The organism is Pontibacter rugosus, from assembly GCF_042678745.1.
Classification (GTDB): domain Bacteria; phylum Bacteroidota; class Bacteroidia; order Cytophagales; family Hymenobacteraceae; genus Pontibacter; species Pontibacter rugosus.
Map to the genome: position 1 here is coordinate 1 of NZ_JBHTLD010000072.1, position 20,743 is coordinate 20,743.

The window sequence follows — 20,743 nt, forward strand, 5'->3', positions numbered from 1 at the left end:
TAGTAAAGGCCATAAGCAGATGATTCATTATTCTATAACCAATCTATTATAATTAACTATTCATAATAATATTTATAATGAGTGAAAAAGCCTGGACATTACGGCGTTTCTTTTTAAGCGAATACTTTGCAGACGGAGTGCGCATAACCGTAGGTGTGATACTGCCTGTACTTGTCTTCTCTTTGCTGGGGCAGTTAAAGCTGGGTATTCCTGTTTCGATGGGAGCATTGCTGGCCAGCCTGTCGGATGCGCCAGGGCCAGTAAAGCATAAGCGGGCAAGCATTTTGCTTTGCATTGCAACGGTTTTAGTAGTTGCCTTACTAACTGGGCTTGCTGTACAAAATAAGGTGCTGATGGGGGTGGAGGTGCTCTTATTTTCCTTTCTCTTTTCGATGTTAGCTGTTTATGGCAACAGGGCTATTCTGATTGGCACAGCCGGGCTGCTGATTATGATATTGGTGATGGGGCTAAACCCTGAAAATATTTTCGTCTTTAGTGGACTGGTAGCAGGTGGCGGATTTTGGTATTTATTGCTTAGTTCTCTCTTCTCAGGTATTTTGCCTTACCGGCCAGCACAGCATGCACTGGGGGAGTGTATCAGGGAAACGGCTACTTTTTTGAAACTAAGGGCGGGATTCTATAATCCTGAAATAGATTTACAAGAAAACTATCGAAAAGTACTGATACAGCAAACCGTGGTAAGCGAAAAACAGGACTTGGTTCGTGACTTGCTTTTGCGGAGCAGGCAACTAGTAAAAGAGACTACTGGCTATAGTAAGGCACTGCTACTCACTTTTGTGGATGTCGTTGATATGTATGAGCAGATCTCAGCGATACATTTTGATTATGAAGCTATCCGCAAATTTATTGGGAATAGCAGCCTGCCTGACAAGATCGGCCATTTTATTCAAGGTATGGGAAACGAGTTGAATGAGATTGGGTGGGCCATACAATCTAATGCGCGTTTCAAAGCGAGGCATGACTTGAACCATGAGCTACAGCAGCTAAAGTTACAGGTAGCACAATTGCGAAAGAGTACTGATACAGATAATAGTGTGGTGCTGGAGCGGGTACTTATAAACTTTGAGCATCTGCTGGAAAGGTTTTCGCATATTCAGAGCTACTTTGAGAATCCGCAGCGGAATGATGTTGCTCTGGGGCAGGAGTTAGAGTACACAAAGTTTGTTGCGCAACAGGAGTACGACGGGAAGAAGTTTATTGATAATTTAACTCTCGATTCCTCCATTTTCAGGCACTCCCTACGAGTGGCCATTGCGTCCGGTTTTAGCTATGTTTTGACCATAACTTTTAACCTTGGCCATCATAGCTATTGGGTGCTGCTCACCATTATAGTTATACTTAAGCCAGCCTTCAGCCTTACAAAGCAGCGGAATTACCAGCGCTTGGTTGGCACTGTGGTAGGAGGTGCTGCCGGAGTATTGATTTTGTCTATAGTTAAAGAGCAGACGGTCTTGTTGGTGCTTTTAGTAATTTTTATGCTGGGCACTTTTAGCTTGCAGCGCATAAATTATGTAGTAAGCGTTATGTTCATGACTCCGTTCATTCTGATCGCTTTTGGCTTTATGGGCGGTGGTTCTAGCGCTAATATTGCGCAGGAGCGTATACTTGATACCTTACTAGGCTCTGCTATCGCTTTTATTGCGAGCTATACTTTATTTCCCAACTGGGAGTCTGATAAGCTAAGTTTTTTCATCAAAGATATTTTAAAAGCTAACATTGCTTACCTGCAAAAGCTGAGAGATAGTATAGCAGGAACAGGTGTGTCGACTATTGACTATAAACTAGCCAGAAAAGATGTATACGTTTATACTGCCAACCTTTCAGCCGCTTTCCAGAGGATGATCTCGGAGCCAAAAAGGAAACAGAAAAATGTAGAAGCTATACATAGCTTTTTAGTGCTAAATCATATTCTTTCTTCTAACATTTCCTCTGTGGCTTCGCTAATACAGACCAACCCTCAGCTCAACAATGTGGCGGACTACACAGAGCACCTGGATGAGGCGCTACGCGTTTTGCAGCAAGGTGTAGCGCAGATCGAGTTAAAACAGGAAGCGTTTCTACCTAATCTTAATACTACGCCTTTAACAGCTAGTTCTGAGAATAATATGCTTCTTAAAGAACAGCTAATATTCATACAAAAAGTAAGCTACGACATTTGTAAGGCATCAGGAGCAATTATAAATTAATCGACTTAGGCGGGATAGCGGGATAGAAAGAGGGGAGGAGCAAGAATCTAAAGTTGTGGCATAAAAAGTGTTTAAAAACAAAAAGGCTCCCCGTCTGGGAGCCTTTTTGTTTTATGATAAGTTTATTGAAAACTTTTCAACTTTTAGCCGTGTTTTTATACGCGTACACTCCCATAGATGTTGCAGTAGAGCTTAAAAATATATGCTAAGCTTCTTTTATACTTAGTTAAACATGAATACTAATTTAATGCTAACGCTCTTTTGTGCTGCACCTGATATGCTTCCTTTCCAAATTTCCTGAGGATACTATAATGAGAGGAAATAGCAGACCAAAATGTCGGGCTCTCCATATAAGGCAGGTTGAACTCACGTGCTGTTTTCTTGATTATAGCAGAGATAGCTGGATAATGAATATGGCAAACTTTAGGGAACAGGTGATGCTCTATCTGCCTGTTCAATCCGCCAAGTAAGAAACTTGCCATCGCACTGGAAGGTGCAAAGTTAGCCGTAGTTCTCATTTGATGGTCAGCCCAAGCCTCTTCCACATTTCCTTGGCTGTTTGGTGCAGGAAATTCCGTTCCCTCTACCACATGGGCCAGCTGAAAAACTAAGCCCATAACCATGCCCTCAGCCAAGTGCATTACCAAGAACCCAATTAAAGCCTGCCACCATGCCAAATTCAGCACCAGTACAGGTATACCAATAAAGATAAAATAATGAAGCAGCTTATAGAAGAACAAGTTAAAGTATTCTAGCCTGGGGTGCTTGTTTGTATGCTGGCCGATCTGCTTCTGAAAAAATTTGACATAGTCCTTACGCAGCACCCAGGAGAGCGAAGCCAGGCCGTAAAGCCAAAAAGCATAAAGATGCTGATAACGCTGTATTTTATTTACTTTTTCGCTTTCGTCCAACCTGATTAGTCCAGGAGCAACTTCTATATCCTCATCGTGCCCGGGAATATTTGTATAAGTATGGTGAACAATATTATGTGTGATATTCCAAAGGTAAGGATTAGCCCCGATCAGGTAAAAGAGGTAAGCAAGTCCTTTGTTGACCTTGCTGTTCTTGGAGAAGGAACCATGAATGGCATCATGGCATACATTAAACCCTATGAAAGCCGCAAAAGTACCCAGTACAAATGTCATTCCCAGCATCACCCAGCTATTGAACCAGCCGGAAAGTATAAGGAGGTATAACGAAAAGAAAATGCTTACGCAAAAGGCGGTCTTAAACCACATCAGGCTGTTGGCGTTTTTAGATAGCTGTTCTTCTTTAAAGTATGTGTCAACCCTTTTTCTTGCCGTAGCAAAAAAAGTAGACTGGTTTGTATTGATGAATTTTAATTTTTGAGACATGTAGACTTCGTAACTGAGGAAAAACTTAGATTTCTATACTTGTAGATTTAGTAGTTCCAGAGCCTCAATCACTGCAAAAACATGAATCATTAATTTACATACTGGTTGTCACACACATAAGGCATTCGCGATAACTTACATCAAAAAGAACTGCTAAAGGTATAGACGAATGTGAAGACTTTAGTTACAGCTAAAGCGGCCATAACCATGCCAGCTTTAGCTGTAACACATTTAATCTGGAATTCATTTTCCAGGATTCACTTTTCTATAACGCGTATAGGTAGTGATAAGGTATAGGTGACGACAATAGAAGTATAATGCGCTGCTTCATCAAACCATAAAGCCACTCCTGCAGGAGTGGCTTTATGGTTTGATGAAGCAGCCTTATTGGCTTCAAATAAGCTTTAGATTATACTTTCTTTTTAGCTGCTGGTTTTTTAGCTGCGGGCTTCTTGGCAGCAGCTTTTTTGGTAGTAGCTTTTGCCTTTGGCGCAGCTTTTTTCTTCTCTACAGCAGGCTTGTCAGCATCAGCTTTCTTCTTGAAGCCACCGCGACCTTTCTTCTCTGGCGTAGCATCAGCTAAGGCTATACATTCCTCCAGTGTCAGCTCGCTTGGCTCTTTGTCTTTCGGTATTTTAACATTCTTCTTACCCGCCACAATGTAAGGACCATAGCGCCCATTCAACACTTGTATGTCTGGGTTTTCAGGGAAGGCTTTAATCAGTTTTTCAGCGTCAGCCTTTCGTTTCGCTTCTATCAGGGCAATAGCCTCCTCTGCAGTTACCTTTAGTGGGTCCAGCGTTTTCGGCAAGGAGTAAAACTTGCTGTTATGGCTGATATAAGGGCCAAAACGACCAATGGCAGCCTTCATTTCCTTTTCTTCATACACGCCCACAATGCGAGGAAGCTTAAACAGTTCCAAGGCATCCTCCAGCGCCAGGCTCTCAATAAACTGGCCTTTTCGTAAGCTTGCGTACACTGGTTTCTCACCTGTTTCTTCATTCTCTTCGCCTAGCTGCACATAAGGTCCAAAGCGGCCAAGCTTAGCAAGAATCGTTTTGCCAGTTACAGGATCTGCCCCTAACTCACGGGCTCCAGATACATCTGCTCTGTTGATGCTTTCGCTGGACTCAATCCGCTTATGAAACTTCTGGTAGAACTGGTCCAGCATGTTTTCCCACTCTTTTGTGCCATGCGCAATCTCATCAAATTCCGCTTCTACGCGAGCCGTGAAGGAGTAGTCAATTACGTTGGGGAAGTGCTCCACCAGAAAGTCGTTCACTACCATGGCTGTATCAGTCGGGAAGAGCTTGTTTTTCTCTGCGCCTGTTGTCTCAGTCTTTGTCTGAGAGGTGATGTTGCTTTCTTTCAGCGTCAGGACCCTGAAATTACGTTCCTTACCTTCCCGGCTGTCTTTTTCTACATAACCTCGCTTTTGTACGGTAGAGATAGTAGGAGCATAGGTAGAAGGACGCCCTATACCTAATTCCTCCAGCTTTTTTACCAGGCTTGCTTCTGTGTAGCGGGCGGCAGGGCGGGAGTAGCGTTGTGTTCCTAGCATTTGGCGCAGATTTATACTTTGGCCGATGCTTAGTGGCGGCAGCATTCCCTTCACATCATCGTCAGCACCATCTTCTTCATCGTCTTTCGACTCAATGTATACTTTAAGGAAACCCTCGAACTTGATTACCTCACCAGTTGCCTGCAGCTTTTGCGTAGGTTGGGTAGAAATCCCGATGGTAACGGTTGTCTTCTCTATTTCTGCATCTGCCATTTGCGAGGCAATGGCTCTTTTCCAAATGAGCTCGTACAGGCGCTGCTCATTACGATCGCTGCTGCCGGTCATCTGAGAAAAATCAGTAGGACGGATGGCTTCGTGCGCTTCCTGTGCACCCGCTGATTTTGTTTTAAAGCGACGCGTCTTTACAAAATCTTCTCCAAAAGATCGTGTAATTTCACGGGTAGCTCCTTGAACAGCCTCATCAGACAGGTTCAAGGAATCTGTACGCATGTAAGAAATCTTTCCGGCTTCGTACAAACGCTGGGCTACCGTCATGGTTTGCGCCACAGAGAAGTACAGCTTTCTACTGGCCTCCTGCTGTAGGGTAGAGGTAGTGAACGGAGGAGCAGGGCTTCGCTTCAGCGGCTTTTTCTCCAGGTTCTCAATCTTATACTCAGCGCCTACACAGTTTTGTAAAAAGGCTTGTGCCTCTTCTTCAGTCTTAAACTTCTGTGGCAACTCTGCCTCCAAAGTACGGCCCTGTACATCAAAAGCAGCAGTTATACGGAAAGAAGACTCAGCATTAAATCGTTCTATCTCTCTTTCGCGCTCCACTACCAGGCGCACAGCAACAGACTGCACACGACCAGCTGATAAACCAGTCTTGATCTTTTTCCAGAGTACCGGCGACAACTCAAAGCCCACTAGCCGGTCAAGTATGCGACGTGCCTGTTGCGCATTCACCAAATCCATATCTATGCCGCGGGGGGTGCTGATGGCGTTTAGGATGGCATTCTTAGTGATTTCGCGAAAAACAATACGGCGCGTTTTAGAGTCGTTCAGGTTCAGAGCTTCGCTCAGGTGCCACGATATAGCTTCTCCCTCACGGTCATCGTCCGATGCCAGCCAAACAATCTCAGCCTCTTTCGCTAGCTTACGAAGCTGTGCCACCACTTCTTTCTTATCACTGGATATGACATAGGTTGGCTTGAAGCCATTTGGTATGTCTATGGCATTATTGTCTTTAGGCAAGTCACGCACGTGGCCGAAACTAGACTTTACAATAAAGTCTTTCCCTAAGTATCCTTCTATGGTTTTTGCCTTTGCAGGCGACTCTACTATGACTAAGTTTTTTATCATCCTATGAAATTAGAGGCGATCAGGGCCAAGATTTGCCCCAAAGTTCAAGTTTTTTTTTCAACAATTACAACCCCATCCGTATAAGATAGGTTTAAAACCAAAATTCTAATACTCAAATACGCTCCTAAACACTATACGGTCAGCTTAAGATTATTTATGCAAAGAATTGTACTACTCTGCCGGCACGCCGAAACATATGATCCATTTCCTCTCCAACCTGACTTTGAGCGGGAGTTAACACCCGAAGGTCAGAACCATGCTCGGAATACCGGAAGCTGGCTGCGGGAAAAATATTCCAAAGTTGATGCTATATTAGCTAGTCCGGCCGCGAGAGCAAATGCTACAGCCCGCATTGTAGCAGGGCGTCTATACTTCGACGAAGAAAAGATTAGCTATGACCCTGACCTGTATAACAGCCGTGAGTCACAGCTGTTGAACTGTCTGGGCAACCTGCCTGACCATGTGAAGCAGGTATTGATGGTGGCTCACAACCCCGGTATTACCAGGCTCGTTCGTGAGTTAACGGAGCAACAGCAACTGGGTTACCTGGAGCCTGCTGAAGTAGTGGCAGTAGCTATTGATTTAAAGCACTGGCAGGACATCCATACGAGTACAGGTATACTGCTCAACCACAACACAAAGCAAGTACTGTAGCCTTTTTTGCCTTTCATTTAAATTTTCAGGTTATATATAATATACCTAGTTTAGGGGCATGGCAGGAGTATACTTGCTGTGCAGGCTTAATCAAACCAAATGTATGAAGACGAATGTAGTGGCCGTTATTAACCAGAAAGGCGGTACTGGCAAAACAACTACAACTATAAACCTTGGGAGTGCTTTGAGCAAATTAGGCAAAAAAGTGCTGCTGCTCGACCTGGACCCCCAGAGCAACTTATCATACTCACTCGATATTGCTGCCCCAGAGGCTACACTCGCTGATGTTTTTCAGGGGGAGAAAAGTATAAATGATATTTTAGTAGAGAAGGACGGGTTATGGATTGCGCCGGGTTCTAATGAACTGGTAGATATAGAGATATCCTTGGTGACACAGCCTGATCGGGAGAAATTCCTCAAGCACATGCTAGCCAAGGCTAAAGGTTTTGACTTTATACTTATTGATTGCCCACCTTCTTTATCGGTGCTTACCCTAAATGCCCTTACGGCAGCACAGGAGGTGCTGATTCCCCTGCAAATGGAGGTGCTCACGCTGCAGGGGCTGGGACAGATAATGAATACAGTAGAAAAAGTGCAGAAAACCTTCAATCCAAAACTAAAAATAAAAGGAATCGTAGTTGTCATGTTTGATGTACGGCGAAAGCTGAGCCTGGAGGTGTTGGAGTACTTGCATGAGCATGTAAAAGAGAAAGTGTTCAAGAGCCAGGTGCGCATGAATGTAAAGCTGGCAGAAGCACCTTCTTTTGGCAAAAGTGTCCTGGATTATGATGCTTCTTCTAATGGTGCCAAGGATTACAGAGCCTTAGCTGAAGAATATCTGGAGGCGCAGTAGCTACAATAACTTGATTTTTGATTCTTATACTTTTTTCGCAAATAGTTTAGTAAATTGCATTTGCTATTATATCAACTGCACTGCCCAAGAACACAACACAGTTTGTTCTTGGGCAGTGCAGAAGGTGTAGACAAGACCCATTCCAACCAAACAAAGTATGGCCTTAGGTAAAAATATGAAGTTGAGCAAAGAGAAGCTCATCAGTGATGTGGAAGCCAAAGAAGAAACAAAAAAAGCTCCGAAAGCAAAGGAAGACACGGCTGCTGCGTCAACATCCTTATCTGATGCATCAGCTATTGCTGCTGGGGCACCGGTAACTGATAAGTCAGCTAAACCTGCGAGCTTACCTAAAAAAGATGCTGCCACTCCTAAGGATGTGAAAACAGCTAGACCCGAAAAATTACCTAACAGCCCTGAGTATATCAGCGAGCAGTTAAACAAGGTGCTCTACGCCTTGGATGCCTTCAAGAAAGGTGATGTTTCGGTGCGCCTTACCAAGCAGAACAACGATATTTTCGCCGACATAGCAGAAGCCTATAACTCCATGGTGGAGATGATCGGTGGTGTGGGTGGCGAAGTGTCACGCATATCGAAAGTGGCTGGTGTGGAGGGTAACCTGAAAGCCCGTGCCTCTGCTGAAAATGCATCAGGTTTCTGGAAGGACATGATCAACAACATCAACGGTCTTGTAGATTCCATTGCTGTACCGGTACTAGAAGTAGGCAAAGTACTAAAGAACATATCGCGCGGTAACCTGGGCGAAACTTTCCAGATCCCGGTATCCGGAGACTTTAAGGTGATGGCCGAGACAATTAACCGCACCATCGATAACCTGAACCTTTTTGCAGGAGAAGTGACGCGAGTAGCCTTGGAAGTGGGTACCGAAGGTAAACTGGGTGGCCAGGCAAGTGTGCCGAATGTGGCCGGTGTGTGGAAAGACCTGACCGACAACGTGAACACGATGGCCTCGAACCTGACCAGTCAGGTGCGGGATATTGCCAATGTAGCAACTGCGGTGGCGAAAGGTAACCTTACACAGAAAGTTTCTGTGGATGTACGAGGCGAGTTTGCCCAGCTGAAGGACAACGTAAACCAAATGGTGGACTCGCTGAACGTGTTTGCCGATGAGGTTACCCGTGTGGCACGTGAGGTAGGTACCGAAGGACGCTTAGGTGGTCAGGCAAAAGTGCCTAACGTGGGCGGTGTATGGAAAGACCTGACCGACAACGTGAACACCATGGCCTCGAACCTGACAGCCCAGATGCGTGACATCGCCAATGTAGCGACTGCGGTGGCGAAAGGTGACCTGACGCAGAAAATCACTGTAAATGTAAAAGGCGAGATTGCTGAGTTGAAAGACATCATCAATCAGATGGTGGATTCCCTTAATATTTTTGCCGGTGAGGTAACCAGAGTGGCGCGTGAAGTGGGTACGGAAGGTAAGTTGGGCGGGCAGGCTACGGTGCCAAGAGTAGAAGGCACGTGGAAAGAGCTGACTGATAATGTGAACCTGATGGCCAGCAACCTGACCTCTCAGGTGCGTGACATTGCTAACGTAGCAACCGCCGTGGCGAAAGGTGACCTGACCCAAAAGGTTTCGGTGGACGTGAAGGGAGAGCTAGGTGAGCTGAAGGATATATTAAATGAAATGGTGGACCGACTGAATGTGTTTGGCGCGGAAGTAACCCGTGTGGCACGTGAGGTAGGTACCGAAGGTATATTAGGTGGTCAGGCCAACGTGCCGAATGTAGCAGGTATCTGGAAAGAACTTACAGACAATGTAAACTACATGGCCTCCAACCTGACTAGCCAGGTACGGGATATTGCCAATGTAGCAACAGCGGTGGCGAAAGGTGACCTGACACAGAAGATTACAGTAAATGTGCGTGGTGAGTTAGCTGAGCTAAAGGTAAACATCAACCAAATGGTGGACTCGCTGAATATATTTGCTGACGAAGTAACCAGAGTGGCGCGTGAGGTGGGTACGGAAGGAAAGCTGGGCGGCCAGGCAAGTGTACCAAACGTGGGCGGTGTATGGAAAGAACTCACCGACAACGTGAATACCATGGCTAATAACCTGACCTCGCAGGTACGTGATATTGCTGATGTAGCGACTGCCGTTGTGCGAGGTGATTTAACCCAGAAAATCACAGTGAATGTGAAAGGGGAGATGGCCGAGTTGAAGGAAAATATCAATCAGCTGGTGGATTACCTGAACATTTTTGCTGGAGAGGTAACGCGTGTGGCGCTGGAAGTAGGTACCGAAGGTAGACTAGGCGGACAGGCCAATGTGCCTAATGTAGCCGGAGTATGGAAAGACCTGACTGACAACGTAAACACCATGGCATCTAACCTGACAACGCAGGTGCGAGGTATTGCGAAAGTAGCCACAGGTGTTGCAAAAGGAGACCTTACGCAGAAAATTGCGGTAGAAGCCCGTGGTGAGATAGCAGAACTCAAAGAGAACATCAACTTCATGGTGGACTCGCTGAATATATTTGGTGATGAGGTAACAAGAGTGGCACGTGAAGTGGGTACGGAAGGTAAGCTGGGCGGACAGGCCAATGTGCCGAATGTTGGGGGAACCTGGAAGGACCTGACTGACAACGTAAACTCCATGGCCAGCAATTTGACTTCGCAGGTGCGTGACATTGCCAAAGTAGCGACTGCGGTAGCAAAAGGTGACCTGACCCAGAAGGTATCAGTGGAAGCCTTGGGCGAAATTTTGGACCTGAAGGAAAACCTGAACCAGATGGTTGACTCGCTGAACGTGTTTGCCGACGAAGTAACTCGTGTGGCACGTGAAGTGGGTACAGAAGGTAAGCTGGGCGGTCAGGCCAATGTGCCGAAAGTACGCGGAACCTGGAAAGAACTGACCGACAACGTGAACACCATGGCCAGCAACCTGACTTCTCAGGTGCGTGACATCGCCAAAGTGGCGACTGCGGTGGCGAAAGGTGACCTTACTCAGAAAGTTTCTGTGGATGTGAAAGGTGAACTAGGCGAGCTGAAGGAGAACATCAATCGCATGGTAGATTCCCTGAACATCTTTGCCGGTGAAGTTACCCGTGTGGCGCTGGAAGTAGGTACGGAAGGACGCTTGGGCGGCCAGGCATCGGTGCCAAATGTAGCCGGTGTATGGAAAGACCTGACCGATAACGTAAACACCATGGCGACCAACCTTACAACGCAGGTGCGTGGTATAGTAAAAGTAGTAACCGCAGTATCGAAAGGTGACCTAACGCAGAAGCTGACACTGGAGGCAAAAGGAGAAGTAGCTGAACTGGCTGAAACCATCAACACCATGGTGGTCGACCTGAACCGATTAGCCGGTGAAGTTAGCCGTGTGGCCAGGGTAGCAGGTGTGGAAGGAAAACTTACTGAGCGTGCTACCTTACAAGGTGTAGGCGGAAGCTGGAAAGAGCTTGTAGACACATTGAACGACCTGTTAGAGTCTATTGTAACTCCAGTCTTAGAAGTTTCAAGAGTGGTACGTGGCATTTCAGAAGGAGACCTGACGCAGAAAGTAGAAAGCCATACTGCCGGAGATATACTGGATATGGCCAACGCCCTGAATCTAGCCGTTGACAACCTGAACGCACTACTTGGCGAGATCAACGACTCGTCGCTGGTAGTTGGAGCATCGTCTGAGGAAATGGCTGATAAAGGCTTGGAGATGAATAAGGTGACGCTGGATGTGGCACTTGCGATGCAGCAGATGGCGGAAGGTGCCCAGAATCAAGCTCTTAAAACAGATCAGGCTTTCAAGCTAATCGAGGAGATCATGAAAGCTACGAAAGAGACTGCCAATAGAGCAGAAGTAGTGAACAGGTCTGCAAAAGTAGGTGAGGAAACATCACAGCTGGGTCTTAAAACAGTAGCTGAAGTGGTGAAGAACATGGAAGAGATTTCTAGTTCAGCATCCCTGACTTCTAAAACCATTGAAGTATTGAGCACACGCTCACAAGAAATTTCTAAATCACTAAGTGTGATTACAGACATTGCTGCGCAAACCAACTTGCTGGCCCTGAACGCTGCCATTGAGGCGGCTCGTGCCGGAGAAGCAGGTCGCGGTTTTGCCGTGGTAGCAGAGGAAATCCGAAAACTGGCTGAAGGATCGCGTAAATCAGCAAGTGAGATTGCCACACTGGTAGAAGATGTGAAGAAAGATACTGCTTCCGCCGCAACAGCAATCTCAACCATGGAAGGCCGTGTGTCGAAAGGAAAGAATGCTACATTCGAAGCTTCCGGTGCATTTAAAAACATTGCATCTTCCAGTGGTGAAACGCTGCGTACAGCGCAGGATATCCTTACAGCAACTGAAGTGCAGAAATCATCCATTGGTGATGTGGTGAAGTATGTGGAAGAGGTGGTAGCAATTGCAGAGCAAACAGCATCTGGTACACAACAGGTGGCAAGTACGGCTAAGCAACTGTCAGGGTCGATGCAGGAACTTACTTCATCTTCTCAGAACCTGAATGATATTGCTGCAGACCTCCAGGTAAGTATATCTGCCTTCAAATTGATAGATGGTAACCTGGTTTTCAACAATAGGAAAAACATACTTTCCTATGCTGCTGTTAATCAGCGTAATGAGCGTAATCAAACAGGTAACACCAGGCTTGCAACACGCTCATTGAATACTAAACCAAATGGTTCATTGAAAAGAGGAGACGGTAAAGCGCAGTAATGGCAAAAGAAACTAACAATAAAGCTACTGCAGAGGCTGCTGACATCAATGATAATGCAGCGAAAGCAGCAACGGCAGAAACACCTGTTGCGCCTGCCAAAAAAACATCAACGGTAGAGGCTGCCCAAGAGCAGGTGACATCAGAGATGGTGCATCTTATTGTGTTTAAATTAGGCACAGAAGAGTATGCTATCAAAATTGATCAGGTGAAAGAGGTAACATCTACTCCTGCTGTCACACGCATGCCGCGAACACCTGACTTTGTGAAAGGTGTCGCAAATATACGAGGCGATATTATTGCCATCATGGACATGGAGCGGCGGTTTGGTATCAGGCCAGCTGAACTCCATGAAGGATTACAACCAGATGCCTCTTATACCTTGGTTATAGAAGCAAAAGATTACAGCATTGGTGTAGAAGTAAAGGAAGTGCCGCAGTCGCTCAACTTGTCAGTTACGAAAATTGATCGGGCACCTTCTTTTCTACAGGATGTAAGCATCAGCGAGAATTTTATAGAAGGCATAGCCAAAGTTGACGGGAGGCTGATTATTGTGCTGGATATGCATAAAATTCTAACGCAGGATGAGGTAAACCAGCTCCAAAAAGCTTAACAACAAGAAACTATACTTATAAAGTATGAAAAGAATATTAATCGTAGATGATTCTTTCTACATGCGCACCATGTTAAAGAACATGCTCACAGATGCTGGTTACGAAGTGGTTGGCGAAGCCCCTAATGGACAAACGGCTTTAGAGCTAGCCAAAGAAACAAAGCCTGACCTGGTAACGCTGGATGTAATCTTACCTGATAATACAGGGTTAGACGTGCTGAAAGGGATCAGAGCGGACAATCCGGAGCAGAAAGTTATAATCGTCAGTGCTGTTGGGCAGGAAGTAATCGTAAATGAAGCCATGGAGTCTGGTGCTAAATCATACATCGTGAAGCCTTTCTCTGAGGAGAAAGTCTTGGAGGTGGTAAGTAAAGTGCTGGCCGAGTAGCCGGTTTACTCGCTTACCCTATACCAGCCATCACTGAATTCTAATTGAAAAGGACGTGCAGGAGGAAAGGAAGAAGCTGAAAGTTCTGATTGCTGATAAGTCTAATTATTGTAGGCTAGTATTACAGGATATCATTAGTTCTGAGCAGGATTTAAATGTACTTGATTTAGCTGCAGACGGAGAGGAATTAATGCTGCTCATGTCACGCAACAAACCAGATATGGTTGTGCTGGATTATGATCTACCTAAGAACGATAATTTACTAGCTTTAAAACGCATCTTTAGCGAGCAGCCTGTTCCTGTGATGTTACTAGTGCCAGGCGAACACCTGACCCTTGCATTGCTAAGTCAGGCAGTAGAGATGGGAGTTTATGCTGTCATTTTAAAACCTAGCAGAGGGTTTTACATCAATTACAGAAGTATAGCTGCGGAGGTGCTGAAAAAAGTAAGGGCAGTAAAGGATACAGCTATATACGATGTGCAGCAGCGCCTTTTGCTCTTGCAACAGGAAGTAGTAATGCTACCCAGTCAGGTGCCAGCTTTAAGAGGTAAAAGCCAAACAGCCGATACTGTGATTGTTATCGGTGCTTCTACAGGAGGTACACAGGCTGTAGAAAGTATCCTTGCAAAATTATCAGCAGACCTTAATGCATCTGTTTTAGTGGCGCTGCATCTGCCTGAGAATTTTACCAAGTCCTATACTAATCGGCTGCAGTCTATTACTTCTCTACAGGTAGTGGAAGGACATGAAGGGTTGGTGTTGAAACCTGGAAAAGTAATTGTAGCTCCCGGTGGACGTAACATGGTGGTTAAACCTGTTAAAGTGAAGGCCGCTAATATCAGGATCAGCTTTTCTGATACGGCGCCGACGCACTACGATCAGCCAAGTATAGACTTGCTTATGCAGTCTGTGGCTGAAAGTAAAGTTGTACGGGTAGTGGGTGTCATCTTAACAGGCATGGGAAAAGACGGCACCCAGGGAGCCTCCTGTATTTTAAAGCGTGGAGGTACAATGATAGCGCAGGACGAAGGTACATCCGCAATTTTTGGAATGGCCAGGTCTGCTATTGAGAGCGGATATATAAACAAAGTGTTGCCTTTACAGGAAATACCGCATTTTCTGAATCAGTATGTGGCAGGGCAGCAGCAGGTTAGTATACCTGACAGCGCATATGAAATCGAGAGAACAGGAATATAAAGAAATATTTATTGCCGAAGCACTGGAGTACTATGACGCACTCAACAGGCATATCAGCACATTGGAGAAAAACCCCGACGACGATCAGACGCTGGCCGAGGTTTTTCGTCTGCTGCATAACCTGAAGGCGAACTCTAAGGCGATTGGCTACCTCCAGATCTCAGATGTGTCACATAAACTGGAAACAGCTTTTAGCCTGATCCGGAATAAAGAGCTGACGTTTAGCGAAGAGGTGGTAATGGTGCTCTTTGACGGCATTGATTTATTGGGTGAGCTCATCCACGAAATCGATAATCCTAATTACGGAGAGCCGGATCCGGTACTGTTGCGTAACCTGGATATTATTGTAGATAACCTCTCTGACAGCACTATTGAGCTGGCAAAGGTACAGAAATACAATACCTCCAAAAACCTGTCGCTCTCTGATCTGATTTACATTCAGATCAAAAAGCTGGACCACATGATGAACCTTGTGGGCGAGTTGATGATCGATAGGGACCGCATCATATCAATAGGGCGGGAACTGAATAACGACGAATTGAAGAGCGTAAGTTCTCACCTGTACCGTATTACAGAAGACCTGCAGTACAGTGTAATGGATGCCCGTCTCGTAAACATAGGCTCGTTATTTAATAAGTTTCCACGCATTGTGCGTGATATAGCTGCCGCCGAAAATAAGGAAGTAAACCTGGAACTGACAGGGCAGGATATACAGATAGACAGGAATATCCTTCAGATTATTACCGATTCACTCCTGCACCTGGTTCGCAATGCTATAACGCATGGGCTGGAACAGCCGGATGAGCGTGATAAAAAAGGCAAAGATAGAACAGGAACCTTGCGTCTCAGCGCCCAAAGTGATCGCGATAATGTGCTGATCAAACTGACTGATGACGGTAAGGGTATCGACCTGAAGCAGGTGAAGAGAAAGGCTGTAGAGCGTCAGTTAATATCGCCAGACATGGTTTCTGGCGTAGCCGACAGTGAAGCCTTAGCGTTTTTATTCGAACCTGGTTTCTCTACTGCAAAACAGGTAACAGAATTCTCTGGCAGAGGGGTGGGGCTGGACGTAGTAAAAAATGCGATTGACTCAATTGGAGGTCGTATCAACGTAGACTCAGAAAAAGGGAAAGGCACAACTTTCACGCTACAGCTTCCGACATCAATTGCCGTGAAAGGCGCGCTATTATTTGAAGTAGATGAAATATTCTTTGCCATTCCGCTCATACATACAGAGCAGGTGGTTGCACTAGATAAAGATGAACTACATGAGGTGGGCGATGTGCTCGTTGCCAACCTAAATGGTGAGACCGTAACGGTAGTTTACCTGAACGAACTCCTGAACGCCCCGGAGGGTAAAATGAAACTCGGAGACAAAACCAAGCTGCAAGGTCAAGTGCAGAACATTATTGTTGTGTCCTACAACAACAGAAAGCTTGGGTTAATTGTAGATAAACTGTACAGACAGCAGGATATAGTGGTGAAGCCGTTAAGCAAACCGCTGGACCAAATAGATATTTATGGTGGTGTTACCTTGTTAGGCACAGGCAAAGTTTGTCTTGTTTTAGATGTGCCGGCAGTTACACGCTACTTTATAAGCAGGAGGCAGAGCTGAGATGGGTGGAGAGAGTAAACAAAACGCGACGACTATGATGACGGAACCTCACATAACAGAGTTAGAGCGAGACATTATTAAGGAGATACTTAATATTGGCTTAGCAAGGGCTGCAGATTCATTTGCTGCCATTGCAAAAGACAAAGTTCTCCTGAAAGTGCCCGACATTCAGCTGATAGAGGTGAAGAAACTCCTGAACCTGGTGGCAACCTATGAAAATACGCACGTCATCATACAGTCAGATGTGAAAGGTGATTTTAATGGTGCCACCCTTATGCTTTTCTCTGATGACCACATTGTAAGGCTTTCAGAAGTGTGCCTGGCGATGGTAGAGGTGCAGAAGGGTGAGCTTTCTGTGATGCAGGAATCTTTGTTACTTGAGATCAGTAATATTATTACAGGTGCGATGGTTACACAGATGGCAAATATTTTGAAAGCTAATATCTATGGTTCACCGCCTAAAGCTCCTAAAAGCCACATTGCTGATTCCTTAAAGGACATTCTGGTGCAACACCCTTTGTTTCAGCCCTTGGTTTTTACCGTTATCACACGCTTTACACATAATTCTAAAAGCGTAGAATTGCCGTTGCTGCTTTTCTTCGACTCTAATACGTTTCTTAAAATTCGTGATATCATCCGGACCTTCCAATTAGGTAAAAACGATCTAAAGGAAACAGATTAAACTAATTTGTAGTAAGGATAGCTTGTTCAGGCGCAGCAGTAAATAAAAGGCTTTTACCCCTGCCATTGTGCTTGCTTTCAAATAAGCCATACTTATACAAATGTCGTTACCAAAGCAAAAACTCAGCAGATACGAAATAATCGGTTATGTACTCATAACAGCCGGTGCCATTGTTCTTGTGTGGGGCACCATCAAGTTTAATCTTGTAAAAGAGCTGTATCTGGAGCCTGCCGACCGTGAAGGAGTATTCGGTGAATATGGTGAGTTTATTGGCGGTATAGTCGGTTCTTTATGGGCATTAGCGGGAGTATTCCTATTCTTTGCCACCCTTACGTATCAAAAGCGCGAGTTCGAACTGCAACGGTTTGAATTACACAAGACGCAGAAAATTTTTCAGCAGCAGAATTTCTCTACCCTCTACATCAGCTTTATTCAAAAGCACAACGATATTATAGACTCCCTTACTGCCTTTGATATCAACGAAAGCGCATGGCGGGGTACTAATTTCTTCGTTTTTTTCCAGGAAAAGGTACTCACCTCCTTTGTACAGAAAGTACGCTCTATGGAGGCGGCAGAAAAGAATAAAGAAGACCTGTTGCACCTCTTCGAAGACTATTTTACCTACCACTTCTCCTTTTATTTAAACTCTCTTAACCCTTATCTCAAAAATCTGAGCGTATTGTTTAAGCTAATTCAAAAATACCGTATCGAGGCGCAGGATGAAGGTGAATTCTACAGTTTTATAACCAAAGCCAATTTTACTCAATCTGAGTTGTTTCTTATTTATCACATTGCTGCTTATAATCTACTTAAGGAGTTTAATGCCATAGATAACGCTTTTGATGTTTTTGAAGATATGGTGGAGGAGTATAAAGTAGAGTTTATCGTGGACAGGGAGTTGCAGGCATCATAGTACAACCAGCAATAGAAGCAATTGAAAACCTGCCTGCCAGAAATAAATTTATTTAACACATTAGTAAACAATAGAGTATACCTTTGTACGCAAGTATAACTTTTGATTATAACTGCGGATTTTGTTTTTTTGCCCTCTTATTGTTTTTTTAACTTTCTATACCCGTTGATGAACGCTTTAGGTAGACACATTTTAGTTGAATTTTACGATTGCTCTGCTGAGCTAATGAATGACGTTGTTCACATTGAGAATAGCATGGTTGCCGCCGCTGAAACTGCAGGTGCCACCGTCATTAACAGCACATTTCACCATTTTTCGCCTTATGGCGTTTCTGGTGTAGTGGTTATTCAGGAGAGCCACCTGGCCATACATACCTGGCCCGAATACGGCTACGCTGCGGTAGACCTGTTTACCTGCGGCGATTCTGTTGACCCATGGGTATCCTATAATTATCTTAAAGAAGCTTTCCAGGCCGGCCATGGTTCTTCCATGGAGTTGCGCAGAGGGCAATTAAGCTTGCTGAAGCGCAATGACTTTAACCTGGAGTCGCTTCGTGATCTTTCCCCGAAAACGATAGAAGCAGAGGGTACTATCACGCGTGATGTCTGGTTTACCGAGCGCGATGAAAATATAGCCTTGTCTTTAAAGCATTCCGGAAAGCAACTTTACAAAAAAGATTCTCCTTTCCAACGTGTGGAAATTTACGAAACCCTGGCGTATGGCAATATGCTCACGCTGGACGGTATGGTAATGTGCACACAGAAAGATGAGTATGTGTATCATGAAATGATCACGCATATCCCCATGTTCAGTCATCCTAAGGCTAAGCGTGCCTTAGTGATAGGCGGTGGTGACGGTGGTACTGTTCGTGAGCTACTGCGCCATGAGCAGCTGGAAGAGGTTACGCTGGTGGAAATTGATGCCCTGGTAATAGAAGCCTGCAAGCTGCACCTGCCAGAAACTGCCGTTGCTTTCGATAACCCACGTCTAAACCTGCTGGTTGAGGATGGTATCAAGTATATAAACGACTGCGAAGATGGTCGCTATGACCTGATTATTATAGATTCTGCTGATCCAGTAGGCCCAGGCGAAGGCTTGTTTACAGCCGAATTCTATAGCCAGGTTCACCGTTGCCTGACACCGGATGGCGTTATGATCACGCAATCTGAGTCTCCTCGTTTCAACAGCGGCGTATTTGTAGAAATATACGATACTTATAAGCAAATTTTCGGGCAGGATAAAGTACAATGCTACTTAGCGGCAATACCTACTTATCCAACGGGTACCTGGAGCTTCTCATACTCTTCAAAAGGTAACTCACATCCTTTACAGTTTAACCGAGAAGCAGCAGCTAAATTCTCTCAGGAGCAAGGCCTGAAATACTATAACGAAGAAGTTCATACTGCTGCATTCGCCCTTCCAAACTTTGTGAAACAGTTACTCCAGACTGGTTCGCAGCAGGTAGTGAAATAATTCTTAGCTATCCCATCCGATGACAAGTAAAGAACAGAAAATCCAAAACTTTGACCCGAGTGGTGTAGGTGATGTAAGCGGAGGCCTTTTTGGCCTCCCTTTCACCCTAGAGGAGTCTGAACTAGTGATTATTCCTATGCCTTGGGAAGTAACAGTATCTTACAGCGCAGGTACAGCTGCAGGCCCAAAGGCAGTGAAAGACGCTTCGCCACAACTGGATCTTTTTGAGCCAAATATCAAGGATGCCTGGAAATTAGGCATTGCCATGGAAGATATTTCTGAAGAATGGCAAGCCACCAGCGATACGTTGCGTGAAAAAGCAGAAGCTTATATTAATTGGCTTGAAGCCGGAAGCCCTGAAATCGGTAAATCTGAATACGAAAGTTTACCAGCTGAAGTAACCGCAAAAGGGCAGGAACTACTGCAGTGGTTAAAGCAAAAGGCGCTTACATACCTGGAACAGGGGAAGCTGGTTGGCGTGTTAGGAGGGGACCATAGTACACCGCTTGGCTTGATGCACGCCTTAGCAGAAAAGCATGATGAGTATGGTATACTACAAATAGATGCGCATGCTGATCTTAGAGAAGCATACGAGGGTTTTGAGTTCTCACACGCCTCTATTATGTTTAATGCGCTGAAGCTGCCTCAGGTAAAGAAACTGGTACAGGTGGGCATTCGTGATCTGGCACAGTCAGAGGCAGAGTTAGCAGAGCAATCTAACGGTAGAGTAGCTATTTTTTATGATGCCGTGATGAAGGAGAACCTGTATGCGGGTGACAGCTGGAAAAAGGAATGCAAAAAAATTATAGCACAGCTGCCGCAAAAAGTATACATCAGCTTCGACATTGATGGGCTAGATCCTAAACTTTGCCCTGGTACAGGTACACCGGTGCCGGGAGGGCTGGAGTTTGAACAGGCTATTTATCTGATTAAACAATTAGTTAAATCAGGCCGCGAGATCATAGGTTTTGACCTTTGTGAAGTAGCACCCGGCGAAAGCGAGTGGAACGGAAACGTAGGAGCAAGGGTATTGATGAAACTTTGTAATTGGATGGCTGCTTCACAAAAGCGTTTGGAAGCACAGTTTTAACTAGAGCTTGTTTAAATTTTGTTTTTGCAAGTGAAAGATTAGGAATAGGTTTTGGCAAAGCGGTTTTAGAGCTTCATAGCAGCGCTATGGGGCGAGAAAAGCGTGAAGCCAGGTTCCTTTACACGCTTTTGCAGCGCAAAGGATGAATTTTAAA

General features: G+C 45.1%; 14 protein-coding genes. 12 read left to right on the forward strand and 2 right to left on the reverse strand.

The window, feature by feature from the left end:
- Window positions 1-77: 77 nt before the first annotated feature.
- The gene (locus ACFQ2O_RS09710; protein ID WP_377526466.1) at window positions 78-2,207 is read left to right on the forward strand and encodes an FUSC family protein; all 2,130 of its coding nucleotides are present in this window, start codon (window positions 78-80) and stop codon (window positions 2,205-2,207) included.
- A 239-nt stretch (window positions 2,208-2,446) separates the two neighbouring features.
- On the opposite strand, the gene ACFQ2O_RS09715 is transcribed toward ACFQ2O_RS09710, so the two are convergent.
- The gene (locus tag ACFQ2O_RS09715; RefSeq protein ID WP_377526469.1) at window positions 2,447-3,562 is read right to left on the reverse strand and encodes a fatty acid desaturase family protein; all 1,116 of its coding nucleotides are present in this window, start codon (window positions 3,560-3,562) and stop codon (window positions 2,447-2,449) included.
- Window positions 3,563-3,971: 409 nt separating this feature from the next.
- On the reverse strand, window positions 3,972-6,422 hold the full coding sequence (gene topA / locus ACFQ2O_RS09720) for a type I DNA topoisomerase (RefSeq protein WP_377526471.1): 2,451 nt from the start codon (window positions 6,420-6,422) through the stop codon (window positions 3,972-3,974).
- Between the two features lie 156 nt (window positions 6,423-6,578).
- Here topA and ACFQ2O_RS09725 point away from each other — a divergent pair, with 156 nt between their 5' ends.
- From ACFQ2O_RS09725 to ACFQ2O_RS09775, 11 genes are all read left to right on the forward strand, one after another.
- Window positions 6,579-7,076 (forward strand): SixA phosphatase family protein, encoded by a 498-nt coding sequence (locus ACFQ2O_RS09725; RefSeq protein WP_377526474.1) that lies wholly within the window; start codon window positions 6,579-6,581, stop codon window positions 7,074-7,076.
- A gap of 103 nt (window positions 7,077-7,179) precedes the next feature.
- Window positions 7,180-7,929 (forward strand): ParA family protein, encoded by a 750-nt coding sequence (locus ACFQ2O_RS09730; protein WP_377526477.1) that lies wholly within the window; start codon window positions 7,180-7,182, stop codon window positions 7,927-7,929.
- 175 nt (window positions 7,930-8,104) lie between these two features.
- On the forward strand, window positions 8,105-12,619 hold the full coding sequence (locus tag ACFQ2O_RS09735) for a HAMP domain-containing protein (RefSeq protein ID WP_377526480.1): 4,515 nt from the start codon (window positions 8,105-8,107) through the stop codon (window positions 12,617-12,619).
- A complete protein-coding gene (locus tag ACFQ2O_RS09740; protein WP_377526483.1) occupies window positions 12,619-13,230 on the forward strand; it encodes a chemotaxis protein CheW in 612 nt (203 codons plus the stop codon). Before ACFQ2O_RS09735 ends, ACFQ2O_RS09740 begins: the two co-directional genes overlap by 1 nt.
- 25 nt (window positions 13,231-13,255) lie before the next feature.
- Complete coding sequence (locus ACFQ2O_RS09745) at window positions 13,256-13,618, forward strand: response regulator (RefSeq protein ID WP_377526486.1); 363 nt, start codon at window positions 13,256-13,258, stop codon at window positions 13,616-13,618.
- A gap of 55 nt (window positions 13,619-13,673) precedes the next feature.
- Window positions 13,674-14,816: a chemotaxis protein CheB gene (locus ACFQ2O_RS09750; RefSeq protein WP_377526489.1), complete on the forward strand. Its 1,143-nt coding sequence runs from the start codon at window positions 13,674-13,676 to the stop codon at window positions 14,814-14,816.
- Window positions 14,791-16,431, forward strand: coding sequence for a chemotaxis protein CheA (locus ACFQ2O_RS09755; protein ID WP_377526492.1), 1,641 nt, complete (start codon window positions 14,791-14,793; stop codon window positions 16,429-16,431). The genes ACFQ2O_RS09750 and ACFQ2O_RS09755 overlap by 26 nt, the downstream gene beginning before the upstream one ends.
- Window positions 16,432-16,465: 34 nt before the next feature.
- A complete protein-coding gene (locus tag ACFQ2O_RS09760) occupies window positions 16,466-17,113 on the forward strand; it encodes a chemotaxis protein CheC (RefSeq protein ID WP_377526495.1) in 648 nt (215 codons plus the stop codon).
- A gap of 100 nt (window positions 17,114-17,213) precedes the next feature.
- Entirely contained in the window at window positions 17,214-18,026 is an 813-nt protein-coding gene (locus tag ACFQ2O_RS09765; RefSeq protein ID WP_377526499.1) for a putative phage abortive infection protein, read from the forward strand.
- Window positions 18,027-18,194: 168 nt separating this feature from the next.
- A complete protein-coding gene (gene speE / locus ACFQ2O_RS09770; protein WP_377526503.1) occupies window positions 18,195-19,499 on the forward strand; it encodes a polyamine aminopropyltransferase in 1,305 nt (434 codons plus the stop codon).
- Window positions 19,500-19,518: 19 nt separating this feature from the next.
- The gene (locus ACFQ2O_RS09775; protein WP_377526508.1) at window positions 19,519-20,589 is read left to right on the forward strand and encodes an agmatinase family protein; all 1,071 of its coding nucleotides are present in this window, start codon (window positions 19,519-19,521) and stop codon (window positions 20,587-20,589) included.
- Window positions 20,590-20,743: the final 154 nt, after the last annotated feature.